This window comes from Rothia sp. HMSC075F09 (genome assembly GCF_001810515.1).
Classification (GTDB): domain Bacteria; phylum Actinomycetota; class Actinomycetes; order Actinomycetales; family Micrococcaceae; genus Rothia.
On sequence record NZ_KV801798.1, the window covers coordinates 295,725 to 315,709 of the forward strand.

A 19,985-nucleotide genomic window follows, 5' to 3' on the forward strand; every position below is an offset into this window, starting at 1 on the left:
TGTGGCTTTTCGCGGTTAATAGGCGGGTAATGACGACGGGCAGCACACGATGCGGGGCTCTGGGATATTCTGAAACTAGAAGATGCGTAGCGAGAAAAAGTGCCGACCCCTCAGGCGGTCCCGAGCATCGCACACCATACAGCCCAATTCACCCCGAACCTCAGCGAAGGAGCTACCATGGCAGCCACCCACCTCCCCGGAACTCTTCCCGACCCCAACTACCAGCCCACCTACCGTTCCAACGGCGCGGGCGACGACCTCGCCGCACTCGTTGCACCGTACAGCCTCTCGCGCGTCCAGCTCGCTGAGGCTACCGGTATCGCTGACGAGGCTACCGTGAACAGCTGGGTTGAGCAGTGCTGCCCCGAACTCGCGGCGGATGCTCCCGCGCCCCTCGAACCCGTGCTGCGATACCTGGACGAAACCTACCTTCCCGACCCCGCAAACTGGCCCGGCGATAACGCCTACGACGAGTACATCCTCGAGAACATTGCCGCGCGCATGCTCGCCCGCGTTGTTGCTAACACTTTCGCCGCTGACCGTTCCGGCGACTACCGTGAACTTCTCGCACTCGTTGCAACCCTTGTGCTGATTGCCCGCTACTGGGAGGGCACCGATGAGGCTTTCCTGACCCTGCTCAACGCCGAGCCCACCGCGGAGGCGGAAGAGTCCCTGCAGGAGGCTATCGCGAACGCCCCCGAGTCCCTGCACCCGCTCCTGGCCGAGCTTCTGCTGCCCGCCCTGCGTGAGGCGCGCGGCACCTTCACCGCCGCCGAGGCGCAGCTACTCACCGGCTACGTTCTTGCCGCCGGATACTACGCGGGTGAGCACCCCTACGAGACTCTGAACGGCATCCACGTTGCGTTCGATGCGGATGACCTCACCCTGCCCGATGCTGAGCTGATGAGCCGTGTTGAGGACGTCCTCAAGGCTAATTTCCAGGCTGCCCGAGCGGAAGCCGGCGCTGCTGACGAGAACCCGGAGCCGCACCACGTCACCCTGCCCGGCAACCAGGACGGCTACGAAACCGCCGCGCACTTGATCGCCGCCCTGCCTCAGGCGCATGACGTTATTGCTTTCAGCACCCCTGAGGGTGATAACACGGAGACGCTCGCCGCCGACCGCCGCGCCGCTTTCACCCTGTACTTGTGCTACCTGATGCTCGGTGATGACGAGTCTTCGGAGGGGCGCGCCGCTGAGCTGTACCGCGCCAGCTGCGAGAACTAGCTAGATGCTGAAAAGCCACATGTGTTTCGAAAAGCCACGTTTTTAGTGGCTTCTCGAAACACATGTGGCTTCTTGCGGTTAATTGTGGTCAGTGTGGTGGGATTATTCTCAGCCGTGACGTTATACGGTGACTTTATACGGCGAATTTACACAGCTACGGGCTGTTCCGCGCGAATCGCATTATAGGTAGCGTCGCTGACGGTCACACCGTACTGCTCGGAGGCGAGCCGCAGAATCTCCTCAACCGTGTAGATGCGGAATACGCCGCCTCCGGTTGCCTTAGCGTATTCACGCAGTAGCTGACGGTTCGCGAGCTGACGTACGGGTTCGCCGCCCGATGCGGCGCGTACCTGCTGACCGTTGCGTAGCCAGGTGTCGCGCACACCGCCGGTGACGAAGACGCAGTCGGTGCCCTTCACACGGGTGGTTGCTTCGGTAACGCACTGGTTCCAGAGCGCGAAGTCGGCGTCAAAGCTGGCGTTAGCGAGCAACGGGTGGCCCTGTGCGAGGGCTTCGCGGCACTGCTGTTCGTGGCGTTCGGGGCTGGGTGCCGCACCCACGTGGCCGGTGAAGATGCGGTTCAGTCGCGGCAGGATCGTGTCGTCTTCGTGGCGTGCCATGTTGATGGATCCGGTGTCGGTGGTGGGTTCAAGGATCTTCATGATCTGCGCGATGGAGTGGTCCAGCTGGTGCGTGACTGAACGCAGTGCGCTCCAGGGGGAGTTGCGTTCTTCGGGCAGGGTTTCTTTGAAGGATGCGAGCGCTGAGCGGACGCGGTCTGCGGCGGCGGGTACGGGGGAGGCGCCGTCGAGTGCTGCCCAGAATTCTTTGAGTGCCTGGTGGGGGAGGAAAGCGTGTCCGCGCAGCTGCGAGTAGACGCGGAGGATTTCGTCGCTGATGTGGGTTGGGTAGTTGTAGAGGCTTGCAAGCGCGGTGGAGTCGAAGGCGATGAGAATTCCGGGGTGAATGGAAGTCAGCGGGGCGCGATCGAGTTCCTTGTACTCGACGAAGTCTGAGTACAGGGTGCGTGCTTGACGGGTGATTGACATGAATCCCCTCCGGGTATCGAGTATGGGTGGTCAAATGTGAGTGCCGGAGAAGTCGAGGAGAATACCTATTTCAGTGTATCGGCCTTCTGCGGCGCGTGATGGGGTTTCGATATAAATATTTTGTTTATTACTTTTGTGTCTAACCCGAGGGGGTGTTAGTGCATGTCAGAGTCATTTTCGGGTCCATGTTTTAGGTGTGAATTTCGCCGCGTGACCTCTGCATTGTGCGGTTTTGTTTTCACAGTCATGAGCAGTATAGAACAAAAATGTGCATTAATATGCAAAATCTGATGGAGGGTCACAAAATGGCGTCAGAAAACTTTTCCTACATGCACATAGGACGCATATAACACACCTGGGACAAGGCGAGAAAGTAGATGAACGTTTAATTCGTCCTGTAGACTTTAAATGATTGAAATTTGATAAAGGAGAAGAGTTATGTCAGAGCTGACCACTCAGGATCAGGCGGAGGAGCAGGGTCCCGCTCGCACCGTCGTCGTGGCTGAAGATGAGGCATTGATTCGCCTCGACATCGTCGAAATTCTGAAGGACCAGGGTTTCGATGTTGTTGCAGAAACCGATAACGGCAAGACCGCTGTCGAGCTAGCGCAGAAGCACCGCCCCGACCTCGTCCTCATGGATGTGAAGATGCCGATTATGGACGGCATCACCGCAGCCGAAGAAATCGCGAAGGAGCAGATTGCTCCCGTCGTTCTGCTGACTGCATTCAGCCAGAAGGAACTCGTTGACCGTGCCGTTGAGGCAGGCGCTATGGCGTACGTCGTCAAGCCGTTCTCCCCGAACGATCTGGTTCCCGCCATTGAGGTGGCAATTAGCCGCTACGAGCAGATTCGCGCTCTCGAGAAGGAAGTGGGCACCATCCGCGACCAGTTCGAGACCCGCAAGCTCGTTGACCGCGCAAAGTCGCTGCTCATCACCAAGATGAACCTGACCGAGCCGGAAGCATTCCGCTGGATTCAGAAGACCTCCATGGACCGCCGCCTGTCCATGCGCGAAGTTTCTGACACCATCATCAAGCAGCTCTCCTAAGCACAAGACGTGCAAAGTACGTGACAGTACAGGTACGAATGCACGCTACGGCGAAGACTAGGAATCGTCGATGAGCACACACGGCTGGTGCAGTGATGAACCAGCACCTTTATTCATGACACACAAACGCCCCACCCCTCACGATGAAGCTGAGGGACGGGGCGTTCGTGTTTAACGGTTCGCGTGTATAACGGCTCGCGGGTGTGCGTTGTAAACCGGGCGCTTAGCGCGGGCGGGAACCCGGCGCTACACGGAACTTAACGCAGGTAGCGGTTCAAATCGTCTTCGTCATTGTTCGGGCCGCTGATGGGGCGGTCCGTGGGGGAGCCAGCCCAGAGCATGCCGCCGGTACCGAGCATCACGCCCAGCCACCAGAAGCTGCCGGGGTTATTAATTGCGGTGACCAGGCACACCAGCATCACACCGATTGCGATGGGCAGGACAATGCGCTTAGCGCGCACAATCTTCGGGTAACGCTTGAAATAGGGGGTGCGCTCGCGGGCCATGGTGCTCCTTCTGGTCGTACCTTCTGGTGGGGTGTTGGCGGGGTGCCGTGTACCCCGTGCTTCTACGATTTTAGGCTACTTGCTGAAGTTGTAGGACGTTAGGCGGTGGGGCGGGGGATCAGCATATTGGTGATGCGTGCGGTGCAGGTGGTGCGGCCGCGCTCATCCACAATGTCGATGGAGTGGATGCACAGGGTGCGTCCGAGCTTGACGGCGGTGCAGGTTGCGGTGACCACGCCGGAGACTGCCGGGCGCACGTGGGTTGCGTTGATGTCCACGCCGACTGCTACGAGGTTTTCGCCGCCGTGCACGCCCGCGGAGAGCGATCCGAGGGTCTCGGCGAGGACCACGTTGGCGCCGCCGTGCAGCAGGCCGATGGGCTGGGTGTTGCCGGCGACGGGCATGGTTGCGACGGTGCGTTCTGCGGTGAGTTCCTGGAACTTAATGCCCATGGCGGGGATGAGCTCGCCTAGGCCGCGGGGGAAGTAGGGGTGCAGGTGCTCGGGGATGCCGCTTTCGGTCAGCTGCGCCTTGATTTCTTCTGCGGTGAGGGTGGTGGGTGCTGCCGCGCGGACGGGTGCGTGCTGTGTGTTGTTTTCAGTCATGACTTCCAGTGTACTCCTTGGTTTTTGTTGCTTTGGGTGGGATAGCTTTTCGCGAGTGCTTCCGGGTACGGGTCAGCCCCGCCTCCTGAACTCAGGAGACGGGGCTGAAAAACGCTATGTAAGCGGATGAGGATTAGGCGGAAATAGCTTCTGCCTTTTCGATGTCCTCGTCGCGGATTTCCTTATCGGGGTTCGCTCCGATTGCCTTGGAGATACGCTCGGTCAGGGCCGCGATGGTCGCGTCACCGGTCACGTTGGTTGCGGTGCCGAAGGAGTCCTGAGCCAGGTACAGGGCAATCATCAGGGCAATCATGGAGGCATCGAAACCAAGCATGGACTGCAGCAGACCGATTGCGGTCATCACGCCACCGCCGGGAACGCCGGGAGCGGCAACCATCATCACGCCGAGCACCAGAATCATGGGGATCAGGCTACCGAAGTCGGGGTGCTGACCGGTCATGAACAGCACTGCCACCGAGCAGGAGGTAATGGTAATCATGGAGCCGGAGAGGTGAATGGTCGCGCACAGCGGAATCGCGAAGTCCACCACGCGGGGGGAGATGCCAGCCTTCTTCGCCGAACGCACGGTCACCGGGATGGTCGCAGCCGAAGACTGGGTACCGATTGCGGTGAAGTATGCCGGGAGCATGGTCTTGAGCATCTGGATGGGGTTGCGGCGAGAAATCGCGCCAGCCACCGAGTACTGCAGCGCCAGGGTGACCCAATGCAGAATAATCACCATGACGAACACAAGACCGAAGACGGAGAGAATCTTCGCCACCTGACCGGCGAGGGTCATGTTTGCGAACACGCCCACAATGTGCACCGGCAGCAGGGGGATAATCACGTAGCCGAGCATCTTCTCAACGATGACCTGGAAGTCCTCGAAGAGGTTCAGCATCGCACGGGTCTTCAGTGCGGTAATACCCAGGCCCAGGATGAAGGAGAGAATCAGTGCGCTCAGCACGCCCATAATCGGGGTCAGCTCGAAGGAGATGTAACCCTTGGACAGTGCGTTCTCGGGGTTATCGAAGGAAGCGAGCTGCTGACCCTTCAGGATGATGGGGTAGAGCAGCAGTGCGCAGGTCAGTGCCAGGAAGCCAGCAAGGATGCTGGAGATGTACGCCAGACCCACGGTGATGCCGAGCATCTTGCCCGCACCCTGCGCGAGGGAACCAATGCCGGGCACGATGAAGCCGATAATAATCAGCGGAATCGCGAAGCTCAGGAAGGCACTGAATACGGTAGAGAAGGAGACGAAGAGCTGCACGATGAGGTCGGTGGGGATGGCTGCGCCGGTTGCGTCATTGATGCCGCTAATCATTCCGGGGGTCAGCATGCCGATAAGCACACCCGATGCAATCGCGATGATAATCCACGCGAGGAGGGGGAGTTTTTTGAGTACCTTCATGGGTTCCTAAATGAGGGTTCGTTGTGTGTTAAGCGCGGGATGTGCCCTCACGGTCCGGTGAATCCTGCCGGTGAATTCTGGGTAGAGTTCTGCCTATGAATACACGGGGTGTGGGGGTTTCCTACGCTGGAGGCGATAATAAGGTTATATATTATCTGGAAACCGTATTATTATCCACCCTACATAGTGGCTTGGGGCACAATTTTTGGGAGAAAAACTCACCAAACGCACCCCACCGGCACCTACATATGAGGTAAAACTCTTTCCACACACCCCGTTATTCCGCTATATGGCACAGCGCCGGTACCCAACACAGCGCCAGCACCCAACACAGCGCGGGTGCCTCCCCACAGGGCTCTAACCCGTAACCACCGAAACTAGCCCCCCAACCCAGCCGTCACCAAGCCAACCACCAAGAAAACCCAGACTCGATACACTAGAGGAGTGACTACAGAGAACAAAACCCTCCTGCTCATTGACGGACACTCCCTCGCCCTACGCTCCTTCTTCGGCATCTACACCATGGCCGAAAAGACCGGACAGCACATCTTCGTGCGCAGCGACGGCCAGCACACCGAAGCCGTCCATGCCTTCCTCTCCACCCTGCTGAGCATCATCAAAGACAACCAGCCCAGCCACATCGCCGTAGCCTTCGACCTGCCCGGCGGCACCTTCCGCACCGCCGAATACGGCGAATACAAGGGCGGCCGCAACGCCATCCCCGAAGCCTTCAACGGCCAGATCGACCTCATCAAAAAGATGCTCGGCGCGCTCAACATCCCCGCGCTCACCTACGAAAACTACGAAGCCGACGACATCGTCGCAACCCTCACCCGCCGCGGCACCGAAGCCGGCTACAAGGTCCTCATCCTCTCCGGCGACCGCGACATCTTCCAGCTCGTCACCGACGACGTCACCCTGCTCTACCCGGTCACCACCGGCCCCTCCAAGGGTATTCAGCGCATGGACCCCGCCGCCGTCGAAAAGAAAACCAAAGTACCCCCGCACATGTACCCCGACCTGGCCGCCCTCACCGGCGAGCAGGCGGACAACCTGCCCGGCGTACCCGGCGTAGGCCCCGGCTTCGCCGCCAAATGGCTCGGCGAATACGGCTCCCTCGACGCCGTCATCGAAAACAGCGACAAAATCGGCGGCAAGAAGGGCGAAGCACTACGCGAAAACATCGACAACGTAGTACGCAACCGTCGCCTCAACCAGCTCGTCAACGACCTCGACCTGAACGTCACCCTCGAAGACACCGAATTCACCCCCGACCTGGATGCACTCAACACCTTCTTCGACGAGGTGGAGTTCCGCACCATCCGCAAGCGTGCCGCCGACACCCTCGGCCCCATCGTGCGCGCCGCTGGATCCGCAGGCTCTGCAAGCTCCGCCGCAGAAGCAGGGGAGGAGGGTGCCATCAAGAAGGCGCCCACCGGCCCCGTCTACGCACCCATTGCCACCAGCGCACCCACCAAAAACGCAGACGCAACAGCATTCCGCGCCTTCTGCGCCGCCGCAGCCGAAGAAAACTACGGCAATGACGAACAGGGTGCGCCCATCGCCGTACCCGAACGCCTCGAAGGCGCCGTGACCCTCTACCCGGTCACCAACCTGCCCGTAGCGCGCCCCGCCATCGGCGACGCACCCGCCGTCAAGGTCACCAAAACCAAGATCCGCGCTGCCGAAGAAAACCCCGAACTGCTCGGCGTGCTCCTCACCAGCAAGAACACCAGCCTCTGGATCGACACCCGCACCATCGACCCGGAACTCGACGCCGCCCTCGCCGCCTGGCTCTCCGACGAAGCAGCCCGCAAAATCGTCATGGACCTCAAGGTTCAGCGCAAGCTCCTGCGCGCCTACGGCTACGAACTCGCCGGCGCCGTCGAAGACCCCGCCCTGTCCTCCTACATGTGCGGCTTCATCCCCACCGCAACCCGCAAACTCTTCTCCGAACGCATGGAAGACCTCGCTGAACGCTACCTCTGGATCCCCAAGGACCCCTACGCGCAGCTCGTCTTCCAACCCGAAGAAGAAGAGGCAGAACCCTCCCTCTTCAGCATGCCCGGCGAAGCCGAACCCGTCGAAAACCTGCGCTACTTCACGCAGATCAGCCGCATCATCCACGAACTCGCACGCCTGCTGCACTTCGAAATGGAAGAGCACGGCCAGCTCAAAGTCTACGAAGAAATCGAACTGCCGCTACTTTACGTCCTCGCAGACATGGAGCAGGCAGGCATCGCCGTCTCCGACGCGCTCCTTGCCGAACTGCACGACACCTTCTCCGCACGCGCTAACCAGGCGCAGGACGCCGCACGCACCATCATCGGCGACACCGTCCAAACCGACGACGGCGAAGAACCCCTCAACCTCGCCTCCGTCAAACAGCTGCAGACCGTGCTCTTCGACAAGCTCGCCCTGCCGCACACCCGCAAAATCAAATCCGGCTACTCCACCGACGCCGAATCCGTCACCGAACTGCTCACCAAAATCTCCCCGGAGTCCGACGGTGCCGCATTCCTCGGTGCGCTCGCCGCCTACCGCGACAACATCAAGCTCGTACAGACCGTCGAAGGCCTGCAGAAAGCAGCCGCCGACGACGGACGCGTGCACACCACCTTCCAGCAGGGTGCCGCCGCCACCGGCCGCCTCTCCTCGACCGCGCCGAACCTGCAGAACATCCCGATCCGCACCGAAGAAGGCCGCCGCATCCGTGGCGCATTCATCGTCGCGCCCGCACCCGTCGATGGTGTGGAGTACGAGGGTCTGCTCACCGCCGACTACTCGCAGATCGAAATGCGCATCATGGTGCACCTCGCCGCCGACGAGAAGCTCATCGCAGCCTACGAAGCGGGGGAGGACCTGCACCGTTACGTCGGCTCCGAAGTCTTCGGCGTCGCCCCCGAAGAAGTCACCCCCGAGCAGCGCTCCAAGGTCAAGGCAATGTCCTACGGCCTGGCATACGGCCTGTCCCGCTTCGGCCTCGCCAAGCAGCTGAACATCAGCTCCGATGAAGCAGGCGAACTGCGCACCAACTACTTCAAGCGCTTCGGACGCGTGGGACGATTCCTGCGCGGCGTGCTCAAGCAGGCACACCAGGACGGCTACACCGAAACCATTTTCGGCCGCCGCCGCGTGCTGCCCGACCTGGACTCGCCCAACCGTGTACGCCGAGAAGCCGCCGAACGTGCCGCCCTCAACGCCCCGATTCAGGGCACCGCCGCGGACATCATCAAGATCGCCATGATCAACATTCACCGCCGCCTGCGCGAAGAGGGTCTGAAGACCCGCATGCTACTGCAGGTGCACGACGAAATCATCCTCGAAGTCGCCACCGGTGAGCGTGAAGCCGCCGAACGCGTGCTCGTCGAGGAGATGAGCGGTGCCGCCTCCCTGCGTGTTCCTCTGGATGTTCAGGTCGGTTGGGGCAAGTCCTGGCAGGAGGCAGGCCACTAGGTTCGTTTCTTCTCTCGGCTCTGCACGGAAAGCGGTATTCGTCCTCGTTCCTACAGGGGCACCCGCCCTCGCTTCGCTTCGGGCACCCTGATGTCACTACGGACGATACCGCCTTTCCGCGCTGGGGGTAGCAGGTCACCGAGCGGGTGCGGCCGCGTTTTCCGGGTAGCTGCTCAGCGAGCCGCTCTTGGCCCCGCTACCGGAGCGTGCCGGTGCACCTTCCGGAAGCGACATCAGGGTACCCTCTCGGGTGCTCTCCGCAGCGAAGCAAGGAAGAGCGGAGCACCCGAGAGGGTGGGTTCCCCTGTAGGAGCGTAGGAAGGTGCGCACCGGTCGCATCCTTGGGTGGGGAGAGGAACGAGGACGGGCGCCGTCCCCTCCGCAAACCACAACGTAAACCACAAGTTCAAAACCGCAAATAAGTACGGGAATCCCGGGCGCGTAACCATTGACGACACGCCCGGGATTCCCGTACACTATTAATCGCGTGTACCAACGTACGGGTTTTCTATGCTCTTTTTTCTCCTTAAGAAAACGGGGAGAAAACGGGCACAGACCGCTCGCACACCCTGCTGAGAGCATCTGCTTCCGGTGGGTGGTACACATTGTAAGTATCCGTCAGCTCGACGTTTCCTCACCCCGTTCAAAGGCGTTAGCGGCCCTATGCCGTGCGCGCCGGGGTGAAAAAGTGAGCCGGTCGGCGCCTCCACTCGGGGGTGTTGAACGGCGAACCGGCAGCGTCGACCTATTAGAAATCCAATTGGAGCCCTCACTACATGAGCACCAACATCCCTCAGGTCGCAATCAACGACATCGGCGACGAGCAGGCATTCCTCGAGGCAGTCGAGAAGACCATCAAGGTCTTCAACGACGGCGATCTCGTCTCCGGCCAGGTCGTTAAGATCGACCACGATGAGGTTCTGCTCGACATCGGTTACAAGACCGAAGGCGTCATCCCCTCCCGCGAGCTGTCCATCAAGCACGACATCGACCCCTCTGAGGTTGTCGAGCTCGGCTCCGAGGTTGAGGCACTCGTCCTCACCAAGGAGGACAAGGAAGGTCGCCTGATCCTCTCCAAGAAGCGCGCACAGTACGAGCGTGCATGGGGCGACATCGAGAAGGTCAAGGAAAACGACGGCGTCGTTACCGGTACCGTTATCGAGGTTGTCAAGGGTGGCCTTATCCTCGACATCGGTCTGCGTGGCTTCCTGCCCGCATCCCTCGTTGAGATGCGCCGCGTCCGCGACCTCGCACCTTACATCGGTCAGCAGATCGAAGCTAAGATCATCGAGCTGGACAAGAACCGCAACAACGTTGTTCTGTCCCGCCGTGCATACCTGGAGGAGACTCAGTCCGCTGTTCGCTCCTCCTTCCTCAACGAGCTGGAGAAGGGTCAGGTCCGCGAGGGCGTTGTCTCCTCCATCGTCAACTTCGGTGCATTCGTGGACCTGGGTGGCGTGGACGGTCTGGTTCACGTTTCCGAGCTGTCCTGGAAGCACATCGACCACCCGTCCGAGGTTGTCGAGGTTGGCCAGCCCGTTACCGTCGAGGTTCTCGAGGTGGACCTGGACCGCGAGCGCGTGTCCCTGTCCCTCAAGGCAACCCAGGAAGATCCGTGGCAGGCATTTGCTCGCACCCACGCTCTGGGTCAGATCGTTCCCGGCAAGGTCACCAAGCTCGTTCCCTTCGGTGCATTCGTGCGCGTTGAGGACGGCATCGAGGGCCTCGTCCACATCTCCGAGCTGGCAACCCGCCACGTTGACCTGGCTGAGCAGGTCGTCTCCGTTGGTGAAGAGGTCTTCGTTAAGATCATCGACATCGACATGGACCGCCGCCGCATCTCCCTGTCCCTCAAGCAGGCAAACGAGGGCGTTGACCCCAACGCTACCGAGTTTGACCCCGCTCTGTACGGCATGGCTGCAGAGTACGACGAGGCTGGCAACTACAAGTACCCCGAGGGCTTCGACCCCGAGGCTAACGAGTGGCTGGAAGGCTTCGACGCACAGCGCGAGGCTTGGGAAGCACAGTACGCAGAGGCACAGGCTCGCTTCGAGGCTCACAAGGTTCAGGTTGCTAAGGCTCTCGAGGCTGACGCAGAGGCTGCAGCAGCAGCTCCCGCAGCAGCTGAGCCCGCACCGACCTCTTACTCCTCCGAGGAGCCCGCTTCCGCAGGTACCCTCGCATCGGATGAGGCACTGGCTGAGCTCCGCAAGAAGCTGACCGGCAACTAATCTGCCGCTCAGATGAGCACTCATCAGGCGTAATAGCCGATAGGTAACCCCCGCGTGGGGTGCCTAGAGCAGAGGAACCCCCTCACCTCCCGTTTGGGAGGTGAGGGGGTTCTTTGCGTTATTGGGGGCCGGGTGAGTCGGGGTTGGGGGACGTTGGGAGCCGGGGTACGTGCCCGGTGTTGCTGTGCTCTGTATTGCTGCGCCCCGTGTTGCTGGGGAGGATTTTAGGCGGCGGTCATCTGCTCCCAGACGGCGCGCACCTGCTCGGCGGTTTCCTCCAGCGAGCCGCCATTATCGATAATCCAGGTTGCGACCGCCTCACGCTGCTCGTCGGTTGCCTGCGCGGCGATGCGGGCGCGCGCATCCTCCTCACTCATGCCGCGTGAAGATACGAGGCGCTGCAGGCGAGTCGCCAGGGGAGTGCGCACCACGACCACGCCCTCAAAAGCGGACGGGTCGCCGGTCTCCACGAGCAGAGGAATATCCTCCAGCACCACGCCGCTAAAACCGGGTTCGGACTGCGCCTGCTCCACCAGTTGCGCGGCACGCTCACGAATAGCGGGATGCACAATCGCGTTCAGACGCAGGCGCGCCTGCTCATCATTGAACACGATACGCGCCAGGGCGGGGCGGTTGAGGCGGCCGTCCTCATCGAGCAGATGCTCACCGAACTCCGCGACCGTGCGGGCGAGCACCGCCTCGCCGGGCTCCATGAGGGAGCGGGAGATAGCGTCCGCATCCACCAGGAACGCGCCCTGCTCAACGAAGAGGGAGGCGATGGTGCTCTTGCCACTGCCGATACCGCCGGTGAGGGCGTAACGGCGCAGCGTGGTAGAAGCGGGGGAAGAAGGCTGGGACATGGACGGTGCTCCTGACGGGCTGTGCCACAATAGATAGGTACTGATTAGAGGAGGACACATGCAGGAAGAAACTCGCGCCAACCGATACCTTGTGCCGCGCGGCGATGAGCCCTATGAGAGCCTCCTCGAAATTAAGCGTAGCGAATTTATTGGTCACATCAAGCGCGTGAGTACCGTTGAGGAGGCGCGCGCCTACATTGAGTCGGTGCGCAAGACCTACCACGATGCCCGCCACGTGTGTTCGGCGTTCATTATTGGTGCTGACCGCGATATTCAGCGTTCCTCCGATGATGGTGAGCCCGCCGGTACCGCCGGTGTGCCGATGATGCAGGCGCTGCTGGCGCGTCAGACCCGCGAGGACGGCACCACCGACCTGTCGGATGTGGTTGCGGTGGTCGTGCGCTATTTCGGTGGCATTAAGCTTGGCGCGGGCGGTTTGGTGCGCGCCTACACTGATTCGGTGGTGCAGACCCTGGATGGTGCGCTATTCGATTCGCGTGAGCGTCTGCGTGTGGGTCAGGTGCCCAGTTCGCATGCGGATGCTGGCCGCCTGGAGAACGAGATTCGTGCCGCCGGTCTGAATGTGCTGGGTACCGAGTACGGTGCGGAGGGTGCCACGATTTCCTTGGGCGTGTTTGACCGCTCGGAGGAGCTGGCGCGTGCCGAGGAGCTGGTGGTGAGCCTGAGTTCCGGTGCGGCGAGTGTGACCTGGGGGGACACGCAGTGGGTGGATTTGCCGGTCTAGGTTACCGCTCCCTATATTCTCGGTCTTAGATTTCCGGTCCCAGATTTTCGGGCTAGAGCGCCCGTGTAAAGCCCCCAAAACCCAAAAGATAGTCCAACCTTAGTTAATAGTTACTCTAACCCTAGTAATTGCCCGCTAAAGCTGATAGCCTAAAAAGCGTTGCGGAACGCACACGCCCCTCCACGGCACGGGCAACGGGTTCATTACCAGCGGTAACCCAGCCCGGCGCCTCCACGAGGCAACGCGTGCGCCCGCACCGACGGGCAGGGCTCAACGCTGACATCTCAGCGCCGAGAACTGGGTACTATCTCAGCGCTGAGGTCCTGATGCTGACGTCTTGAAGCTATAGCTTAGCTGCTCAAGGAACGAGGCACAGCTGAATGCCGGTACTATACGACCCGGCAGACGGTAGTGTGTGCACGAACCATCTGCCGGTAGGCGCTGAGCCCCGCCCGTCACCTTACGAAGAATCAGCTAACGAACGCTCTGAAGAGCTCAAGGTCGTGAAAACGTGACGCAGTCGGGAACCTACTATCAACAAGTAGACGAACAAGCAGGCAAAAACTCATCAGAGCAGTCCGCGGGCAGCCGCGGCGGCACCGCAACTCTCAACCGCCAGGGAGCGCGCCTCCCCAAGATGGGCACTGTCGAGCAGCTTGAACCCGCCACCGTCGCCCAGCTACTCAACGCCTACCGCCAGCAGAACCTCGGCACCCTACTGAGCGTGCTCACGCAGCGTCCGGCAGAATTTGCTCGCCAGCTTGGCAGGCTCTGCCGCGTCTTCCCCGAACATGTTCACGCTATCGCCCAGGCGTTCGGCGCCGTGGGTCGTGCCCTGCCCATTGACGAGCTGGTGCGCCTGCACAACCGCTACTCTAACGCCGCCCGCGGAGTTGGCGAACACCTCAGCCTGGACAACTCCGGTGTGGCGCACATGGTTCAGAGCCCAGCACTGAGCCGTGAAGGTGCGGGCCACCTGCTCATGGCGATTGAACTCTGCCTCGCCGGCAGGATGCGCGGGCTCACCATCGCCATGCCCGCCACCGAGGCATTCACTCCGGCTGAGCAGGCGCCGAGCCTCGGGTCCTGCAACCCCGCCCTGGACGGTGCCCTCAATGCTTTTGAACCGGCAGGCTGGGAGCCGTTCTCCCTGGACGGCAGCGAAGTGTTGCTCGCGACCGGTGTGCGCGATGTACCCGACGGCTATGAGCTGTCCCTCTGGCTGCTCGATGACGACTATCAGTGCCGCGCCCGCATTGAGCGAGGCGCCCCGCAGGTGTGCGTGGCAAGCTTCTACGATGAAGAAGTCATCACCCGCACCGTGGAAGAAACCGGGTCGGGCGAAGCCGGTCTGGTCGAGAACTACCGCGTGGAGGAGTACGCGGAACTGGACTTCCTCAACGCCATGGACCGGCAGGTACGCTACGTGGCGGTCACCGCCGCGGTGGGGGAGCCGCTGCTGTCTGTGCTGAACGAGAAGAGCGCGGTGCCGAATAGTATTCCCGACCCTGCCGCTTTTGCGAACGGTGCGAGCACCTCCCGGTTCGCGAGGAGTGCCCGCCCGGATATCCGCACCGCCGCCGTGGTCGGTAAGGGCCTGCGCACCATCAATCACCGCGGCATGCTGCCGGTGTTGAGCGTGCCGAACCGCACCGTGTGCGCGGTGATTGACCTGTATAAGCAGCGCATCTGCGTGCCGGGTGTGGGTATTCCGCGCGGGCTGAGCGTGGAGGATGAAGAGCGCACCATGCAGCTGATTTTGAGCGCCCTGAACGGGTACCTTCCGCTGACGAACCGGGCGCTGATGAGCCTCGCCGGAGCCACCGTGGAGGTGCGCTAAATCCTTACCTGCGAGGTGCCCCACTGGTATGTGGTCACCGGTGGGGCAGGGGGTATCGTAGCGAGTGCATTGCGCGTGATTATATTGCGCCAGCAGAAAAGGGCGACCAATCCTGAGGCGCATTGGGCGGCTTTCCCCTAGGATGGATACATGAGTTACGCACCCGAAATTAACCGCATCGTCGCCCCCTTTGAAGTGGTCAGCCCCTTCCAGCCTGCCGGTGATCAGCCGAAGGCTATCGCCGAGCTCACCGAGCGTGTACAGAACGGTGAGAAAGACATTGTGCTGATGGGCGCTACCGGTACCGGTAAGTCCGCGACCGCAGCCTGGCTGATTGAGGCGGTGCAGCGTCCGACTCTGGTGCTCGTGCAGAATAAGACTCTGGCGGCGCAGCTGGCGAATGAGCTGCGCGAGCTGCTGCCGAATAATGCGGTGGAGTATTTCGTCTCGTACTACGACTACTACCAGCCCGAGGCGTACGTGCCGCAGACCGATACGTTTATTGAGAAGGACTCCTCCATCAACGAGGAGGTGGAGCGTCTGCGCCACTCGGCGACGAACTCCCTGCTGACTCGCCGCGACGTGGTAGTGGTTGCGACCGTGTCCTGCATTTACGGTCTGGGCACGCCCGAGGAGTACATTAAGCAGATGGTGACTTTGCGTCGCGGTGAGGAGATTGACCGCGACGAGTTGCTGCGCCAGTTCGTGGCGATGCAGTACGCGCGTAACGACATGGACTTTCACCGCGGCACGTTCCGTGTGCGTGGCGATACCGTCGAAATCATCCCCATGTACGAGGAGAACGCGATCCGCATCGAGTTCTTCGGTGATGAGATTGAGGCGATTTACACCCTGCACCCGCTGACCGGCGAGGTAATTCGCGAGGAAGAAGAAATGTATGTCTTCCCCGCAAGCCACTACGTTGCCGGCCCGGAGCGCATGGCGAAGGCTATTACCTCCATTGAGGATGAGCTGCGCGAGCGCCTGCAGACCCTCGAATCCCAGGGCAAGTTGCTGGAGGCGCAGCGTCTGCGTATGCGCACCACCTACGACCTGGAAATGATGGAGCAGATGGGCTTCTGCAATGGCATTGAGAACTACTCGCGCCATATTGACGGTCGTGCCCCCGGTAGCGCCCCGAACTGTCTGCTGGATTATTTCCCGGATGACTTCCTGCTGATTATTGACGAGTCGCACGTGACGGTCCCGCAGATTGGTGCCATGTACGAGGGCGATATGTCCCGTAAGCGCACCCTGGTGGAGCACGGTTTCCGCCTGCCGTCGGCGATGGATAACCGCCCGTTGAAGTGGGAGGAGTTCCTGGAGCGTATCGGTCAGACGATTTACCTTTCGGCGACCCCCGGTAAGTATGAGCTGTCGCAGGCTGATGGTTATGTGGAGCAGATTATTCGCCCGACCGGCCTGATTGACCCGGAAATCGTGGTCAAGCCGACCAAGGGTCAGATTGATGATTTGCTTGAGGAGATTCGCGTGCGCGTTGAGCGTGATGAGCGTGTGCTGGTCACGACCCTCACGAAGCGCATGGCGGAGGATTTGACCGAGTACCTGCTGCAGCACGGCGTGAAGGTGCAGTACCTGCACTCTGACGTGGATACTCTGCGCCGTGTGGAGCTTCTGCGTGAGCTGCGCCTGGGCACCTTTGATGTGCTGGTTGGTATTAACCTGCTGCGTGAGGGCCTGGACCTGCCCGAGGTGTCCCTGGTTGCGATTCTGGATGCCGATAAGGAAGGCTTCCTGCGTTCGACCACTTCGCTGATTCAGACGATTGGTCGTGCAGCGCGTAACGTGTCCGGTCAGGTGCACATGTACGCCGATAAGATTACGGATTCTATGCGCGTGGCGATTGATGAGACGAATCGCCGCCGCGAGATTCAGCAGGCGTACAACCGTGAGCACGGCATTGACCCGCAGCCGCTGCGTAAGAAGATTGCCGATATTACGGATGTTCTCGCCCGCGAGGAAGAGGACACCCGCGAGCTTCTGCAGCAGCGTAAGAGCGGTAAGAAGGGCGCCCGCACGGTGAGCGCGGGTGCGAAGACCGGTTCTGCGACCTCGTCGAAGATTGCCACAAGCACCCCGGAGTCGGAGGAGCTTCTCGCCCGTGCGGAGGCGCGCGTTCGTGCCGACGGCCTGGCGGCGGCACCCGCGGAGGACCTGCTGGATTTGATTGAGCAGATGAACGAGCAGATGCGCGTGGCGGCGGAGAACCTGCAGTTTGAGTTGGCGGCGCGTCTGCGTGATGAGCTTGCCGATTTGAAGAAGGAGCTGCGCCTGATGAAGGAGGCGGGTCACGCCTAAGCCCGGTGTTCTAAGCCCGGCGTTTAGGGGCCGACGTGGGTTTTTCGCCATGAGGTAACTCATTGTTCATGAAGTTCTACTGAGTGCAGATACATGCTGTACACTATCAAGGTGTTTTACGTGTCAAATAACACCTTGATGCTTCCGAACGATAAAGAAAAATCTGTGACTATTTCGAATAACTCTTCAGACGCACACACCATGGGAGCTCGTTCCGTTACCCGCCGCAACCTCACCCGCGGTGCGCTCTGGGCTCTGCCCGCTATTGCCGCCTCCACGGCGGTACCCGCATTCGCTGCCTCGGCTGATGATTGCAAGACGGTACACGGCCCGGACTTCACCCAGGTCGGCGGCTGGATGATTACCAACCCTGCCAGTGGCGCCCTGCAGTCGCGCACCAAGAACAAGCCCGTGACTGCGCCGGAGACCGGTCAGGCGTGGTGGTCCATGGAGAATGCAACCTCCCCGAATCCCGCAACGATTCGCCTCATGTCCGTGTACGAGGCGACTCACGGCCCCGAGGGCGACCTCAACCTGAACTGCGGTGAGTTCGTGATGACCTACAACGTCTCCGCCCTGGAGGCGACGACCGGCACCACGCACCTGCACCCGTCCATGGACATTTACCTCTTCTCGCCCGAGGGTAAAATCATTGACCGCCAGATTTTCACGACTGACCCGACCGGCAAGGCAACCGTTATGACCCGCAACGGCAAGACTCAGACTGTTCAGGGTCAGGTCATTCCGTTTGCGTCGAGCGTGAATGATAAGGCGACCGGCATCTCCGCGCGTTTTGCGTTGCGTGGTAATACGCTCATGGAAGGCATGTACCAGTTCGAGGTGGTTATTACCGTCCCGACGATTCAGGAGAACGGCACGCTTGATACGAACAAGCAGGTCAATGCGATTGCGTTCACCCCGCCGACCTTCAACATGGTCTCCTAACTGAATGAAAAGTAGCCCTCCCCGTAATAGTTCACGGGGAGGGCTACTTTTGTATGGGCTTGCTGCACGGTGTTGATCTGTGTAGTGCTGGTCTGCAATACGCCGCTCTACATGTTGTCAAACTAATAGTGGCGCCAGCTAGACCCCCAACTAGACAGCGTGTATTCGTCACGCAGAACGCCGCATCCGACAGGTCAACCCCGCCGGATGCGGCGTTTCGGTGCACCTAGCTCCTGAAAGTTCTCCCGGAGGGGCTCCTGTGCGAAAACCCCAACCTGCTGTATAATCGTTCACCGAGCAAGGGAGTATCCCACCAATCGACTCATCGTCAGCACGTTAGCCGAAGGCGCCTAACCGGTGAATCGAGCCGACCTCCATTAAGGTCGGCGGGAGAGACTTGTGGTCCTGTACGCACACCACAAGAAAGGCTCCCCATGGAAGTTACCGGGTTGCAATGGTTGGTTACTATTCTCATCATCGCGGGTCTGTTGGCCTTCGACTTCGTGTTCCACGTTCGTAAGGCGCACGAACCTTCCGTCAAGGAAGCGGCCATCTGGTCGAGTATTTACATCGGCATCGCGATGCTGTTCGGTCTGTATATTTTCGTGACGAACGGCCCCTCCGCTGCCACCGAATTCTATGCAGGCTACATCACCGAAGAAGCTCTCTCGGTCGATAACCTCTTCGTTTTCATGATTATTATGGGCACCTTCCGTGTCGCCCGTGAGAATCAGCAGAAGGTTCTGCTCTTCGGTATTGTCTTCGCGATCCTGGCGCGCGGCTCCTTCATCTTCGCCGGCGCAGCGATCATCAACTCCTTCGCTTGGGTGTTCTACATCTTCGGCCTGGTCCTGCTCATGACCGCAGGTAACCTGCTCAAGGACGAAATCACCGAAGGTGACGGCGATGACGAAGCCGACAACATCATGGTCCGCCTCGCCAAGAAGTACCTGAAGACCAGCGACCACTTCGACGGTGACAAGCTCTTCACCATCGAAAACGGCAAGCGCGTCATGACCCCCATGATGCTCGTCATGGTCGCTATCGCTGGTTCCGACCTGCTCTTCGCGCTCGACTCGATCCCCGCGATCTTCGGCCTCACCCAGTCCGTCTACATTGTGTTCACCGCGACCGCGTTCTCCCTCATGGGTCTGCGCCAGCTGTACTTCCTTATTGACGGCCTGCTGGACCGCCTCGTCTACCTCTCCTACGGCCTGGCGACCATCCTCGCGTTCATTGGTGTGAAGCTCATCCTGCACGCAATGCACGAGAATAACCTGCCGTTCATCAACCACGGCGAGCCCGTGCACGTGGTCGAAATCAGCACCGAAATGTCGCTGATGGTCATCGTGGGCGTCCTGATCATTACCGTGCTTGCCTCGCTGCTCAGCCCCAAGGGCCGCGCGCTGCAGACCATTCAGCGTGTTCAGGCGCTCTCCGAGAAGTACCTGGCACTGCCCGAGGATGCACCCGCCGCCGAGCGTGCGGACATCACCGCCCGCTGGCAGAAGGAAACCGAGAAGCTCAACGCCATTCCCGCCAAGCTGCGTGACGAGCTGATCGAGAAGGAAGACGAATACCACGCCCTCGTGATGCGTGCCCGCACCGCACAGGATGCGCACGCTTCCTCCTCGAAGTAGTTTGAGCTACTGAGCGTGCAGCCTCACCAGGCTAAGCGCTAACACTAAAGCCCCTCACACCGGATCAACTGAACTGCCTCCCGTTTCTTGGACAACAAAAA

General features: G+C 60.5%; 14 protein-coding genes. 9 read left to right on the forward strand and 5 right to left on the reverse strand.

From position 1 onward, the window contains the following. Positions 1 to 177 precede the first annotated feature (177 nt). Positions 178 to 1,227 carry a hypothetical protein gene (locus tag HMPREF2749_RS08610; RefSeq protein WP_049357064.1) on the forward strand — a complete coding sequence of 350 codons (1,050 nt, stop codon included), beginning with the start codon at positions 178 to 180 and terminating at the stop codon, positions 1,225 to 1,227. A gap of 146 nt (positions 1,228 to 1,373) precedes the next feature. On the opposite strand, the gene HMPREF2749_RS08615 is transcribed toward HMPREF2749_RS08610, so the two are convergent. Further along, positions 1,374 to 2,276, reverse strand: a complete 903-nt coding sequence (locus HMPREF2749_RS08615; RefSeq protein WP_049357063.1) for a PIN-like domain-containing protein — start codon at positions 2,274 to 2,276, stop codon at positions 1,374 to 1,376. 438 nt (positions 2,277 to 2,714) lie between these two features. Here HMPREF2749_RS08615 and HMPREF2749_RS08620 point away from each other — a divergent pair, with 438 nt between their 5' ends. After that, on the forward strand, positions 2,715 to 3,326 hold the full coding sequence (locus HMPREF2749_RS08620) for an ANTAR domain-containing response regulator (protein WP_049327112.1): 612 nt from the start codon (positions 2,715 to 2,717) through the stop codon (positions 3,324 to 3,326). A gap of 257 nt (positions 3,327 to 3,583) precedes the next feature. Here the strand turns inward: HMPREF2749_RS08620 and HMPREF2749_RS08625 are convergent, their stop codons facing one another. From HMPREF2749_RS08625 to HMPREF2749_RS08635, 3 genes are all read right to left on the reverse strand, one after another. After that, positions 3,584 to 3,832, reverse strand: a complete 249-nt coding sequence (locus HMPREF2749_RS08625; RefSeq protein WP_005506231.1) for a hypothetical protein — start codon at positions 3,830 to 3,832, stop codon at positions 3,584 to 3,586. A 98-nt stretch (positions 3,833 to 3,930) separates the two neighbouring features. Continuing rightward, positions 3,931 to 4,437 carry a PaaI family thioesterase gene (locus HMPREF2749_RS08630; RefSeq protein ID WP_049341349.1) on the reverse strand — a complete coding sequence of 169 codons (507 nt, stop codon included), beginning with the start codon at positions 4,435 to 4,437 and terminating at the stop codon, positions 3,931 to 3,933. A gap of 133 nt (positions 4,438 to 4,570) precedes the next feature. Next, complete coding sequence (locus HMPREF2749_RS08635) at positions 4,571 to 5,848, reverse strand: dicarboxylate/amino acid:cation symporter (RefSeq protein WP_070594092.1); 1,278 nt, start codon at positions 5,846 to 5,848, stop codon at positions 4,571 to 4,573. A 444-nt stretch (positions 5,849 to 6,292) separates the two neighbouring features. Here HMPREF2749_RS08635 and polA point away from each other — a divergent pair, with 444 nt between their 5' ends. After that, entirely contained in the window at positions 6,293 to 9,304 is a 3,012-nt protein-coding gene (gene polA, locus HMPREF2749_RS08640; RefSeq protein ID WP_070594093.1) for a DNA polymerase I, read from the forward strand. 776 nt (positions 9,305 to 10,080) lie between these two features. Further along, positions 10,081 to 11,535 carry a 30S ribosomal protein S1 gene (gene rpsA, locus HMPREF2749_RS08645; RefSeq protein WP_005506223.1) on the forward strand — a complete coding sequence of 485 codons (1,455 nt, stop codon included), beginning with the start codon at positions 10,081 to 10,083 and terminating at the stop codon, positions 11,533 to 11,535. A 224-nt stretch (positions 11,536 to 11,759) separates the two neighbouring features. Here rpsA and coaE read toward each other — a convergent pair whose 3' ends face one another. Further along, positions 11,760 to 12,395, reverse strand: a complete 636-nt coding sequence (gene coaE / locus HMPREF2749_RS08650) for a dephospho-CoA kinase (RefSeq protein ID WP_070594095.1) — start codon at positions 12,393 to 12,395, stop codon at positions 11,760 to 11,762. A gap of 58 nt (positions 12,396 to 12,453) precedes the next feature. Between coaE and HMPREF2749_RS08655 the strand changes: the two genes are divergently transcribed. From HMPREF2749_RS08655 to HMPREF2749_RS08675, 5 genes are all read left to right on the forward strand, one after another. Further along, positions 12,454 to 13,140 (forward strand): IMPACT family protein, encoded by a 687-nt coding sequence (locus HMPREF2749_RS08655; protein ID WP_049353142.1) that lies wholly within the window; start codon positions 12,454 to 12,456, stop codon positions 13,138 to 13,140. 511 nt (positions 13,141 to 13,651) lie between these two features. Further along, a complete protein-coding gene (locus HMPREF2749_RS08660) occupies positions 13,652 to 14,980 on the forward strand; it encodes a 2-oxoglutarate dehydrogenase (RefSeq protein ID WP_070594097.1) in 1,329 nt (442 codons plus the stop codon). Between the two features lie 150 nt (positions 14,981 to 15,130). Beyond that, complete coding sequence (gene uvrB, locus HMPREF2749_RS08665; protein WP_070594099.1) at positions 15,131 to 17,299, forward strand: excinuclease ABC subunit UvrB; 2,169 nt, start codon at positions 15,131 to 15,133, stop codon at positions 17,297 to 17,299. 165 nt (positions 17,300 to 17,464) lie between these two features. Further along, entirely contained in the window at positions 17,465 to 18,244 is a 780-nt protein-coding gene (locus HMPREF2749_RS08670) for an ornithinee aminotransferase (protein WP_246823521.1), read from the forward strand. A 434-nt stretch (positions 18,245 to 18,678) separates the two neighbouring features. Further along, positions 18,679 to 19,884 (forward strand): TerC family protein, encoded by a 1,206-nt coding sequence (locus HMPREF2749_RS08675; RefSeq protein ID WP_049341332.1) that lies wholly within the window; start codon positions 18,679 to 18,681, stop codon positions 19,882 to 19,884. The last annotated feature ends 101 nt before the right edge of the window (positions 19,885 to 19,985 follow it).